The sequence below is a fragment of the Mycobacterium sp. AZCC_0083 genome, from assembly GCF_014202335.1.
Classification (GTDB): Bacteria; Actinomycetota; Actinomycetes; order Mycobacteriales; family Mycobacteriaceae; genus Mycobacterium.
This window is the reverse complement of the sequence record NZ_JACHGP010000001.1, coordinates 311,011-321,996: the sequence shown is the minus strand read 5'-3', so window position 1 is coordinate 321,996 and position 10,986 is coordinate 311,011. Positions and strand designations below refer to the sequence as shown.

Here is a 10,986-nt window from a genome sequence, read left to right as displayed (position 1 = left end):
TCTTCCCTTGGCTTACAGCGGAATCCACTGCCCGAGGAACCAGAAGCCCCAGGCGTTGTGGCCCCCGTCGAACACCGGGTTGACCTGCTGGCCGTACCAGTTGAACGGCTGGTGGTCGCCCCGCCCCTGATCGATGCCGCGGTGGTTCCAGTCGACAGGAGCCGGGCCGCCGCGATCGTCGCCCCGCCCCTGGTTGTCGTGCTGATCCTGTCCGCAAGGCGGCCTGTTCGGCGCGTTGCACTGCGGTCCGGGTTCTGCGGACGCCGTGCCGAGGCCGACGCCGAACAACCCGGCGAGTCCGACTCCGGCTGCCAGCGTCGACGCGTAGATGGCTCGCTTGATGGTCATCAGGGTCTCTCCACTTCTCGTCCGTGGGCGCGAGTTCGCCTCACCACCAAGACGTTAAGCGGCGGAAATGGGTTGGCACTGTGGTCCAAGTGGGCGTGGGCTGTGCATCCGATAACAGTACGAAAACCGTTTGCTCTCAGGATTATCGCGGCAGCCGCGAAGTCGCGAAGAACACCGCGAACGGCAGTGCCCGCTCGATCACGTCCGGAGACAACGAATGCGGCCGGTGATGTCGCCATCACCGGCCGCACGTCGTCGCAAGTTCGATGAGCCCCGCCGATGGTGCGCGTGTGGCGGAGAACTGACCAGTTCTCCGCCACACGCGCACATTCGACGTGACGACCCGCGGCTAGACCATCACAGCGGAATCCAGATTCCCAGGAACCAGAAGCCCCAGTTGTTGAAGTCGGGATTGAAGAGCGGCTGCACCCAGCTGCCGTTGTAGTTGAACGGCTGGTGGTCGTACCGACCCTGATCCAGCCCGCGCCAGGCGAGGTCCGGGGGTGGGGGACCCCAGTTCGGCCCACCAGGGCTGCCGGGTCCATTGCGCCAGTCACCCGGCCCACCCGGTCCACCACGCCCGTCGCCGGGTCCACCTGGGCCTCCTGGTCCGCCGGGCCCGTCGTTCGGGCCTCCGGGCCCGCCTGGAGGGCCACCGCGGCCGTCGCCAGGTCCACCTTGAGGCCCACCCTGAGGCCCGCCGGGTCCACCTGGGCCGCCCCGGTCCGGCGGGGGATCCTGCCTACCCGGTCCGCCTTGAGGTCCACCGGGACCGCCCGGCCCCTGGCAGGTACCGCCCTGAGGTCCGCACGGCGCCGGGCCCGGCTGTGCGGCCGCGAGGCCGACCCCGGCGGTCAGTGCGGAGACCCCCACGCCGATGGCGATCGCGGAGGCACAGGTCACGCGCTTGAGAAGCATGGCCACTTTCCTTTCGAGGCATTCGGGGACGCCGCTTGATCAACCCGACAGCCGCACGCTATGCAGGCGACCTGTGTCCCAGCTTTTCGCTGGGTATGAGTGAGCTACGTGACGGATGAAACTGAAGTGACGGAAGTGACACCGCGCTCGTGGCCGAACAGCGCTCCGACACGCCCGACACGCCGTGACCAGCGAAAATTTCTCAACCAGTGGGCCGATTGCGCGCCCCGGGGGCATCCCCGCGACCCTCGGCCGTGTGCCGAGATCGAGCCGATCCGGCCAAAACCGTTGATATGCAGGCACATCGATGGCCGACCGGGGACAAATCGTGCCAGATCGGGCCGGTGACGGCGTGGTCCCGCCCCGAAACGCGTGCTCTACACGCTGGAGTTTTGGCGGCCAAACAGGGGGGTGGGGTTAGCTTTCGTCAGCCAGCGTGGGTACGGTCGTCGTCGCTGGCTGGTTCTCCTACCAGTCAAGACAAGAAAATAACGGCCTCAAAGAGATGACCGAGAGACGGAGGAAACCGTGGCCCTTCCCCAGTTGACCGACGAGCAGCGAGCGGCAGCGTTGGAGAAGGCTGCTGCCGCACGTCGACTGCGAGCCGAGCTCAAAGATCGGCTCAAGCGCGGCGGCACCAACCTCAAGCAGGTCCTCAAGGACGCTGAGACCAACGAGGTCTTGGGCAAGATGAAGGTTTCCGCACTGCTGGAAGCGTTGCCCAAGGTGGGCAAGGTCAAGGCGCAGGAAATCATGACCGAGCTGGAGATCGCTCCGACCCGCCGCCTGCGCGGCCTCGGTGATCGTCAGCGCAAGGCCCTGCTGGAAAAGTTCGACTTCACGGCTGACTAGCGTCGGCGGGGACCGGACGGCGATTGCGATGAGTCGAATTGTCGTGCTGTCCGGTCCCTCGGCCGTCGGCAAGTCGACGGTCGTGCGTTGCCTGCGCGACCGCGTTCCCGACCTGCACTTCAGCGTCTCCGCCACCACCAGGGCGCCTCGTCCTGGTGAGGTGGACGGAGTCGACTACTCGTTCGTCTCTGCCGAACGATTCCAGCAGCTCATCGACGACGGTGAGCTGCTCGAATGGGCTGAGATTCACGGTGGCCTGCACCGATCCGGCACGCCGGCGGCACCCGTTCGTGAGGCCGCCCGCGCCGGATTCCCGGTGCTCATCGAGGTCGATCTCGCTGGCGCCAAGTCCGTGAAGGCTGCCATGCCGGAGGCCACCAGCGTCTTCCTCGCACCGCCCAGCTGGGATGTCTTGGAGGCCCGTTTGGTCGGCCGCGGGACCGAGAGTCCCGAGGTGATGGCCCGCCGGCTCGACACCGCGAGGGCCGAACTCAGAGCTCAACACACGTTCGACACGGTGGTCGTCAACAGCCAATTGGAGTCTGCGTGCGCAGAATTGGTATCCTTGCTGGTGGGCCGTTAATAGCTCAGCGCCAAATGGAGCGCCGATCGGCCCGACAGCTAGCTAGCCCTCAAGCGAAAACGCCAGGAGATTTCTTCGTGACAACCCCAGTCGAGAGCCCCGACTCCGACGCCGCCAACGCCTACGACACGCCGCTGGGCATCACCAATCCGCCCATCGACGAGCTGCTCGACCGCGCGTCGAGCAAGTACGCGCTGGTCATCTACGCGGCCAAGCGGGCGCGTCAGATCAACGATTACTACAACCAGCTCGGCGACGGCATCCTCGAGTACGTCGGCCCGCTGGTCGAGCCCGGCCTCCAGGAGAAGCCCCTGTCGATCGCGATGCGGGAAATCCACGCCGACCTGCTCGAGCACACCGAGGGCGAGCAGTAGCCAGGCCGCCGAGCACGTGAGTACGGACCGCAAGCGGATCGTTGTCGGCGTCGCCGGAGGCATCGCCGCCTACAAGGCGTGCTCGGTCGTCCGGCAGCTGACCGAGGCCGGCCACAGCGTCCGCGTGGTCCCCACCGAATCGGCTCTCAAGTTCGTCGGAGCAGCCACCTTCGAGGCGCTGTCGGGTCAGCCCGTCCGCACCGGGGTGTTCGAGGACGTCAACGAGGTCCCACACGTCCGGATCGGCCAGGACGCCGACCTCGTCGTCGTCGCACCGGCCACCGCCGACCTCCTTTCGCGCGCCGTCGCCGGCCGCGGCGACGACCTACTGACCGCCACGCTGCTGACCGCTCGATGTCCAGTGCTGTTCGCCCCGGCGATGCACACCGAGATGTGGTTCCACCCCGCCACCGTCGAGAACGTCGCCACGCTGCGCCGTCGCGGTGCCGTGGTGCTCGAGCCGGCGTCTGGCAGGCTCACCGGCGCCGACAGCGGTGCGGGCCGGCTTCCCGAGCCGGAGGAGATCACCACCCTCGCCAAGCTGCTTCTCGAGCGTTCCGACGCCCTGCCCCACGACCTGGCAGGCGTCAAGGTGCTCGTCACCGCTGGCGGTACTCGTGAGCCCATCGATCCGGTGCGCTTCATCGGCAACCGCAGCTCGGGCAAGCAGGGCTACGCAGTGGCACGCGTCGCCGCGCAGCGTGGTGCCGAGGTGACCTTGATCGCAGGCAACACGGCAGGCCTCGTCGACCCGGCAGGCGTCGACGTGGTTCGGATCGGGTCGGCGAGCCAACTGCAGGACGCGGTGTCCAAGCACGTTCCCGATGCCGACGTGTTGGTGATGGCCGCTGCGGTCGCCGACTTCCGCCCAACGCACGTTGCCACCAGCAAGATCAAGAAGTCCCCGGATTCCTCCCTCGACGCCCCTGCCATCGATCTCAGCCGGACCGACGACATCCTGGCCGGGACCGTGCGGGCCCGCACCGACGGACAGCTGCCCAACATGCGCGCGATCGTTGGATTCGCCGCGGAGACGGGCGATGCCAACGGCGACGTGCTCTTCCACGCCAGGGCGAAACTGCAGCGCAAGGGCTGTGATCTGCTGGTCGTCAACGCCGTCGGCGATGGCCGCGCGTTCGAAGTGGACAACAACGACGGGTGGCTTCTGGCGGCCGACGGCAACGAGGCGGCGCTGGAGCACGGGTCGAAGACATTGATGGCCAGTCGTATCGTTGACGCGATCGCGGCCTTCCTGCGCAGCCGGGAAGGGTGACGCGTCACACGTGACACTCTGCGCGTAAGGGTTGCGCGGGAGCGGCCCACAGGGTTTGCTGCTTCGGGACTTGCATATGATTCGCTTAACTAAGTTTTTTCGGAAGGGAATGACACCGTGAGCCAAGGTCGGCTGTTTACCAGTGAGTCGGTAACCGAGGGACACCCCGACAAGATCTGCGACGCCATCAGCGACTCGGTGCTCGACGCGCTGCTCGCGCAGGATCCCAAGTCCCGCGTCGCAGTCGAAACGCTGGTCACCACCGGCCAGGTGCACGTCGCAGGCGAGGTCACCACGTCCGCCTACGTCGACATTCCCACGATCGTGCGCGAGCGGATCCTCGAGATTGGCTACGACTCGTCGGAGAAGGGCTTCGACGGCGCAACCGCAGGCGTGAACGTCGCGATCGGCTCGCAGTCACCCGACATCGCCCAGGGTGTCGACACCGCCCACGAGACCCGTGTCGAGGGGGCCGCGGACCCGCTCGACCTCCAGGGTGCAGGCGATCAGGGCCTGATGTTCGGCTACGCGATCACGGACACGCCGGAACTGATGCCGCTGCCGATCGCGCTGGCGCACCGGTTGGCCCGCCGGCTGACCGAGGTCCGCAAGAACGGCGTCGTCGACTACCTGCGGCCGGACGGCAAGACCCAGGTCACCATCCAGTACGACGGCACGACGCCGGTGCGGCTGGACACCGTGGTGCTCTCCACGCAGCACGCCGACGGCATCGATCTGGTGAACACGCTCACGCCCGACATCCGCGAGAAGGTCGTCAACACGGTTCTTGCCGATCTCGGCCACGAGACACTGGACACCTCGGACTACCGGCTGCTCGTCAATCCGACCGGCAAGTTCGTGCTCGGCGGCCCGATGGGGGACGCCGGCCTGACCGGCCGCAAGATCATCGTCGACACCTACGGCGGCTGGGCCCGCCACGGCGGCGGCGCGTTCTCCGGCAAGGATCCGTCCAAGGTGGACCGGTCCGCCGCGTACGCGATGCGCTGGGTGGCCAAGAACGTCGTTGCAGCCGGCCTTGCCGAGCGCATCGAGGTTCAGGTCGCGTACGCGATCGGCAAGGCGGCGCCCGTCGGTCTGTTCGTCGAGACCTTCGGCACCGAGACCGTCGACCCGGCCCGCATCGAGAAGGCCATCACGTCGGTGTTCGACCTGCGGCCGGGCGCCATCGTTCGTGACCTGGACCTGCTGCGCCCGATCTACGCCCAGACTGCCGCCTACGGCCACTTCGGCCGCACCGACGTCGACCTGCCGTGGGAGCAACTCAACAAGGTCGACGACCTGAAGGCATCGGTCTAGAGCAAGGCTCAGATCCGGCGGTTCGCCAGCACCGGGAGCGAGCGGCGTACGGCGTCGACCACGTCGAGTTCGATGTCGACGATCAGTAGGTCGGGTTCGTCGCCAAGCGCTTCGAGTACGCGTCCGTCGGGCGCCGCGACGAGGCTGTGCCCGACTCCCCGTGGGGCCGATCCGTGGTAGTCAGCGGGCGGTGCCTGGTCGCACGCCGCGACGAAGGTCGTGGTGTCGAGCGCGCGGGCACGGGCGAGGAGTTCCCAGTGCTCGACCTTGCCGGGGCCCGCGCCCCACGACGCCGAGACGACGTTGAGTCGAGCATCGTTGTCGGCCATCGTCAGGAATAGTCCAGGGAACCGCACGTCGTAGCAGATCGCGAAACCGACTCGAACACCGGCGATTTCGAGGACCAGCGGGTCCTGGCCGGGTGACACGGTATCGGACTCGGCGAATCCGAATGCGTCGAACAGGTGGATCTTGTCGTAGTGCGCGTCGACTCCGCCGCCGGTCACCAACAGTGTGTTGCGGACGCGGCCGTCGTCGGCAGGAGTGAACATTCCCGCGGCGACGGTGATGCCTGCGCGCTCGGCGATCGCGCGGACCGCGGTTGCCCATGGCCCGTCGAGCGGTTGTGCGATCTCGGCCAAGGATGCACCGCCGAAGCACCGCATCATCGCTTCGGGGAACACCACGAGTCGGGCGCCGTCGGCGGCCGCGCGGGTGGTGTAGTCGTCGATCGTGGCAAGATTTTCGGCGACGTCGTCAGTGCTGGTCACCTGGGCGAGAGCTATTCGAATCGTCATCGTGATGTCTCCTTGTATCGCTTGGCGTGGTGGTTGAGGTATACAGAATGTATGCAGACGACTGGCGGTGGTCCCTCGTCAGGACGAGAGAAGGCCCCCTCGTCAGGACGAGAGAAGGCCCCCTCGTCAGGACGAGAGAAGGCCCCCTCGTCAGGACGAGAGAAGGCCTACGCCTTCATCGTGGATCAGGTTCTTACGTTGCCGACCACCACTGGTTCGTTCCTCAACGAGCAGGAACTCGCGGCGCAGATCGGGGTATCGCGCACCCCGGTGCGTGAGGCGCTGTTGCTGTTGCAGGCCGAGGGCCTTGTCGAGATGGTGCCGAAGCGCGGGGCGCGAGTGCCCGCGCTGTCCGGCCGCCAGATCGCCGAGTTGATGGACCTGCGTGGCGTGCTCGAGCGGCACGCGGCGCAGCGCGTGCTTGCCGCGGGCAACGCGCCGGTCGCCACGATGCGCACCATCCTCGCCGAGCAGGAAACCCTGATCGACTCGGCCGACGAGTCGTCTGCCAAGACGTTCATTGCTCTCGACGGACGTTTCCACCAGACCCTCGTCGACGCCGCGAACAGCGAATTGCTGGCCACGACGTACACCGGGTTGCGGGCCCGGCTGTCGCGCATCGGCCTCGCCGCGGTGTTCGCCTCGCCCAATCGGCAGCGTCCGGTGTGTGTCGAACACCAGGCCATCGTCGACGCGTTGGCGAGCGGCGACGTGGCCAAGGCGGAAGCCAAGATCGACGAACATCTCGACATTACTTTGCAGATCCTGTTGCGGGCGTGAGTGTTTCGGCCATCTCGATGTAGTGGGCGTCCTCGCTGTCGTCCGGGTTGCGGCCGAGGGCCAGGCCTCCGATGGTGACGGCCATGGCCACGCCGACGTAGCAGGCCAGCGGCACCCAGCTGTTGAACTGGCTCAGCAGCCAGGTGAAGATGAGCGGGGCCATCGCCCCACCGACCACACCCGCGATGGTGTAGGCGAGCGAGGAACCCGTCGACCGCAGGTGAATGTCGAACTGTTCGGTCACGAATGCGGCCTGCGGCCCGTACATGAAGGAGTGGAACACCAGGCCGACCGTGATGCCGACGACGACCATCAAGTACGACCCGTTGCTGACCGTCATGAAGAAGATCACCGTCCAGACGAGGCCGCCCACCGCGGCGATGCCATAGAGCAGGCGCCGGTTGATGCGGTCCGATATCGCCCCGGCAAGCGGGATTCCGATCAATTGGAACGCCGAGCCGATCAGGATCGCGACGAGCACCTGATTGCGTTGCAGGCCGAGGTGCATCGTGCCGTACGTGATGGTGAACACGGTGAACAGTGCGTACATGATGTCCGGACCGACGCGTGACATCACACCGGCGATGAGCGCGCGCTTCTGAGTGCGAAAGACCTTGGTGATCGGGGCATCTGGACGTTCACCCGATTCCTGCAAGGCCTTGAAGATCGGGGTGTCCTCGAGCGCGAGCCGGATCCACAACCCGAAGCCGACCAGAACCGCAGATGCCAGGAAGGCGATCCGCCAACCCCAGCTCTCGAACTGGGCTTCCGTCATCGACACGGTCAGCAGCGCAAGGACGCCGTTGGCCATCAGGTTGCCTGCCGGCGGACCGATCTGGGCGGCCGACGCCCAGAACCCGCGCTGGCGTGGGTTGCCGTATTCGCTGGACAGCAGGACGGCACCGCCCCACTCGCCGCCGACGGCGACGCCCTGGGCGAACCGCATGGTGACGAGGAGGATCGGCGCGACGATTCCGATCGACGCGTGGCTGGGGATCACGCCGATCGCGAAGGTCGTGAAACCGATCAACATCAGCGTGATGACAAGAAGTTTCTTGCGTCCCACGATGTCGCCGAGGCGACCGAACACGAACCCGCCGATTGGTCGTGCGACGTAGCCGACGGCGTACGTCGAGAACGCAAGGAGGGTTCCGGTGAGCGGATCCGAAGAGGGGAAGAAGACCTGCGGGAAGACCAGCGCCGCGGACGCCGAGTAGATCGCGAAGTCGTACCACTCGAGAGCTGTGCCGGTGAGGCTGGCCGCGAACGCCTTGACGAGTCCGGGTCGGTGCACGGGGGGACTAGTACCGTCCCCGGCTTCGTGGTTGGTCGTGGCGCTGTGATTGGACATGGCGCTCCCAGTGTCGTCGGCTGCTGATTGGACGGTTCGAGGTCGACAATCGAGGTGTGGTCTCGGTCGCTGTGTTCCCCACAGTGTGTTGTGCAGTATATATACTTTCTGTATACATGTTATATGCGCAAGCCCTGAGGGCAGATTTCTTGAAGTTCTTACTTTCTTGAAATTTTTTCAATCGTTACCCGCCCGGATCAGCGCTGTCCGCGGCGTCATAGGAGGTCACCGTGTCGCAACTCAGTTTCACCATGTCCGACGGCTCGATCGAGTCGGTAGAAGTGACCGCGCTGCTCAACGCCGGTTACGCCGGACGCGACCAGGCCGAAGTGGCATCGCACATCGCCGAGCTGGCAGCCCTTGGCGTGCCCGCTCCGACCACTACCCCCGCGCTCTACCCGATCGCGCCGTATCTGGCCCAGCAGACCGACCGCGTCGACGTCCAGCACGGCAAGACCTCCGGGGAGGCCGAGTGGGCGCTGATCATCACCGACGACGACGTGTTGATCACCGCCGCGTGCGACCACACCGATCGTGACCTCGAGGTGCACAGCGTGGCGTGGAGCAAGAACGCAGCACCCGACGTCCTCGGCACCAAGGCATGGCGGCTGTCGGACGTCGCCGACCGACTCGACGACATCGCTCTCGAGGCGTGGGTCGGCCACGGCGACACCGTCGAGCTGATCCAGCAAGGCACGCTCGGCGACCTCCTCGCACCCAAGTACTGGCTGGACGTGCTCGCCGAGCGTGGTGACGCGCGGCCAGGCACCGTTCTGATCTCGGGGACGATCTCAATGCTCAACGGCGTCAACCAGTTTGCGGACAGCTGGAAGGTGGCGATGACCGACCCCGCCACCAAGGACGTCATCAGCGTCGAGTACCGGACGGTGCCGATGGCAGAGCCGATCGGCTGAGCGCTACCGGCTGAAGGCGTAGTCCTCGATCGGGAACCGGCGGCTGCGCCAGTACGCCTCCATGGTGGTGGTGGGCCGCAGCGGCACGTCACCGTTCTTGTCGAAGTAGTAGCTGTTCGCCAGGCTGCAACTGTCCTGCCAGAAGATCTGCCGGTGCCGCTTGCGCATCATCTCGGCGAAGAAGCGGTCGTTGGCCTCCTGGGACACCTCGACCCTGGTGGCGCCCCGGTCCGCAGCCTGCTGCAGGCACCGGACGATGTGGTGGGTCTGCGTCTCGATCAGCGCGAAGTACGACGAGCCAACGTAGCCGTAGGGGCCCATCACCGTGAAGAAGTTCGGAAAGCGAGGAATGCTCACGCCCTCGTAGGCCTGCAGGCGTTGTTCTGACCAGAACTTGGCCAACGGCAGGCCGCCCGAGCCGGTGACCGGGAACGTCGGGATGCTGTCGACGTCCATCACCTTGAACCCGGTGGCGAGGATCAGCACGTCGACGTCACGGGTGGATCCGTCCTCGGTGGCCACCCCGGTTCCGGTGACCTTGTCGATGGGTTCGGTGACCAGTTCCACGTTGTCCCGGTTGTACGTCGACAGGTACGTGTTGTGAAAGCCAGGACGCTTGCAGCCGACGGCGTAACGCGGCGTGAGCTTTTCGCGCACTTCGGGGTCGTTCACCTGGCGACGCAGGTACGCCCGTCCCATCTTCTCCGCGCGGCGGGCCAACGGGAACACGGTGTAGTACTGGGCGGACAGTGTGAACGTCAGCTCCACGTAGGCTTGGCTGATCAGCCGTTGCAGCACCTTCCCGCCGGGGATCCGCATGGCCCAGCGCGCTGGCGCGGGAAGCGGGACGTCCAGCTTCGGCATGCACCATATCGGCGTGCGCTGAAACACCGTCAGGCGCTCGACGATTGGGGCGATCTCGGGAATCACCTGCACCGCCGACGCGCCGGTACCGATGATGGCGACGCGCTTTCCCGTCAGGTCCTGGGAATGATCCCACCGTGCGGTGTGCATGGTGATCCCCGCGAAGCTGTCGACGCCGTCGATGTCGGGCAGGTTCGGCACCGTCAGAACGCCACTGCAGTTGACCAGGAATCGCGCCGTCAGCGACTGGCCGTCGTCCAGATCGACGCGCCACCAACCGGATTCGTCGTCGAACACTGCCGCGGTGACCTTGGTGGAGAATCTGATCTTCTGACGCAGGCGGTACTTGTCGACCAAGCGGGCGGCGTAGGCCTTGAGCTCGCTGCCCTTGGCGTACGTGCGTGACCAGTCCGCGCTCTGCTCGAACGAGAACTGGTAGGAGAACGACGGGATGTCCACCGCGATACCGGGATAGGTGTTCCAGTACCACGTTCCGCCAGGCTCGTCGCCTGTTTCGATGATCAGATAGTCGCCGAGGCCCGTCCGGTCCAGCTGGATGGCCGAGCCGATGCCGGCGAACCCGGCGCCGACGATGATGGTGTTGAAGTCGGGCAT

The 10,986-nt window shown here is 66.0% G+C and carries 12 protein-coding genes; 7 read left to right on the top strand and 5 right to left on the bottom strand.

The genetic code is table 11. From position 1 onward, the window contains the following. Positions 1-12 precede the first annotated feature (12 nt). Together HNP02_RS01505 and HNP02_RS01500 are read right to left on the bottom strand one after the other, a co-directional pair. Positions 13-348 carry a hypothetical protein gene (locus tag HNP02_RS01505; RefSeq protein WP_184433517.1) on the bottom strand — a complete coding sequence of 112 codons (336 nt, stop codon included), beginning with the start codon at positions 346-348 and terminating at the stop codon, positions 13-15. 357 nt (positions 349-705) lie between these two features. Beyond that, positions 706-1,266: a hypothetical protein gene (locus HNP02_RS01500; RefSeq protein WP_184433514.1), complete on the bottom strand. Its 561-nt coding sequence runs from the start codon at positions 1,264-1,266 to the stop codon at positions 706-708. Between the two features lie 528 nt (positions 1,267-1,794). On the opposite strand from HNP02_RS01500, the gene mihF reads away from it, so the two are divergent. The 5 genes from mihF (at position 1,795) to metK (ending at position 5,665) form a co-directional block, all read left to right on the top strand. Continuing rightward, positions 1,795-2,118: an integration host factor, actinobacterial type gene (gene mihF, locus HNP02_RS01495; protein ID WP_184433511.1), complete on the top strand. Its 324-nt coding sequence runs from the start codon at positions 1,795-1,797 to the stop codon at positions 2,116-2,118. A gap of 28 nt (positions 2,119-2,146) precedes the next feature. Beyond that, positions 2,147-2,701, top strand: coding sequence for a guanylate kinase (gene gmk / locus HNP02_RS01490; RefSeq protein ID WP_184433508.1), 555 nt, complete (start codon positions 2,147-2,149; stop codon positions 2,699-2,701). A gap of 77 nt (positions 2,702-2,778) precedes the next feature. Further along, entirely contained in the window at positions 2,779-3,075 is a 297-nt protein-coding gene (gene rpoZ, locus HNP02_RS01485; RefSeq protein ID WP_184433505.1) for a DNA-directed RNA polymerase subunit omega, read from the top strand. Between the two features lie 16 nt (positions 3,076-3,091). Next, positions 3,092-4,348 (top strand): bifunctional phosphopantothenoylcysteine decarboxylase/phosphopantothenate--cysteine ligase CoaBC, encoded by a 1,257-nt coding sequence (gene coaBC, locus HNP02_RS01480; RefSeq protein WP_184433502.1) that lies wholly within the window; start codon positions 3,092-3,094, stop codon positions 4,346-4,348. A 117-nt stretch (positions 4,349-4,465) separates the two neighbouring features. Continuing rightward, positions 4,466-5,665: a methionine adenosyltransferase gene (gene metK / locus HNP02_RS01475; protein ID WP_184433499.1), complete on the top strand. Its 1,200-nt coding sequence runs from the start codon at positions 4,466-4,468 to the stop codon at positions 5,663-5,665. An 8-nt stretch (positions 5,666-5,673) separates the two neighbouring features. On the opposite strand, the gene HNP02_RS01470 is transcribed toward metK, so the two are convergent. Further along, positions 5,674-6,462, bottom strand: coding sequence for a carbon-nitrogen hydrolase family protein (locus HNP02_RS01470; protein ID WP_184433496.1), 789 nt, complete (start codon positions 6,460-6,462; stop codon positions 5,674-5,676). Between the two features lie 51 nt (positions 6,463-6,513). Between HNP02_RS01470 and HNP02_RS01465 the strand changes: the two genes are divergently transcribed. Further along, on the top strand, positions 6,514-7,242 hold the full coding sequence (locus HNP02_RS01465; protein ID WP_184433493.1) for a GntR family transcriptional regulator: 729 nt from the start codon (positions 6,514-6,516) through the stop codon (positions 7,240-7,242). Here the strand turns inward: HNP02_RS01465 and HNP02_RS01460 are convergent. Beyond that, complete coding sequence (locus HNP02_RS01460) at positions 7,214-8,593, bottom strand: MFS transporter (RefSeq protein ID WP_184433490.1); 1,380 nt, start codon at positions 8,591-8,593, stop codon at positions 7,214-7,216. The genes HNP02_RS01465 and HNP02_RS01460 overlap by 29 nt on opposite strands. A gap of 230 nt (positions 8,594-8,823) precedes the next feature. On the opposite strand from HNP02_RS01460, the gene HNP02_RS01455 reads away from it, so the two are divergent. Next, entirely contained in the window at positions 8,824-9,507 is a 684-nt protein-coding gene (locus HNP02_RS01455; RefSeq protein ID WP_184433487.1) for a DUF2848 domain-containing protein, read from the top strand. 3 nt (positions 9,508-9,510) lie between these two features. Here HNP02_RS01455 and HNP02_RS01450 read toward each other — a convergent pair whose 3' ends face one another. Continuing rightward, positions 9,511-10,986, bottom strand: a complete 1,476-nt coding sequence (locus HNP02_RS01450) for an NAD(P)/FAD-dependent oxidoreductase (protein ID WP_184433484.1) — start codon at positions 10,984-10,986, stop codon at positions 9,511-9,513.

Excerpts from the sequence above, each read along its gene's own strand:
- HNP02_RS01505 (WP_184433517.1), bottom strand. The coding sequence starts at position 348 with ATGACCATCAAGCGAGCCATCTACGCGTCGACGCTGGCAGCCGGAGTC.
- HNP02_RS01500 (WP_184433514.1), bottom strand. The coding sequence starts at position 1,266 with ATGCTTCTCAAGCGCGTGACCTGTGCCTCCGCGATCGCCATCGGCGTG.
- gmk (WP_184433508.1), top strand. The coding sequence starts at position 2,147 with ATGAGTCGAATTGTCGTGCTGTCCGGTCCCTCGGCCGTCGGCAAGTCG.
- HNP02_RS01470 (WP_184433496.1), bottom strand. The coding sequence starts at position 6,462 with ATGACGATTCGAATAGCTCTCGCCCAGGTGACCAGCACTGACGACGTC.
- HNP02_RS01465 (WP_184433493.1), top strand. The coding sequence starts at position 6,514 with ATGCAGACGACTGGCGGTGGTCCCTCGTCAGGACGAGAGAAGGCCCCC.
- HNP02_RS01460 (WP_184433490.1), bottom strand. The coding sequence starts at position 8,593 with ATGTCCAATCACAGCGCCACGACCAACCACGAAGCCGGGGACGGTACT.
- HNP02_RS01450 (WP_184433484.1), bottom strand. The coding sequence starts at position 10,986 with ATGCCCGACTTCAACACCATCATCGTCGGCGCCGGGTTCGCCGGCATC.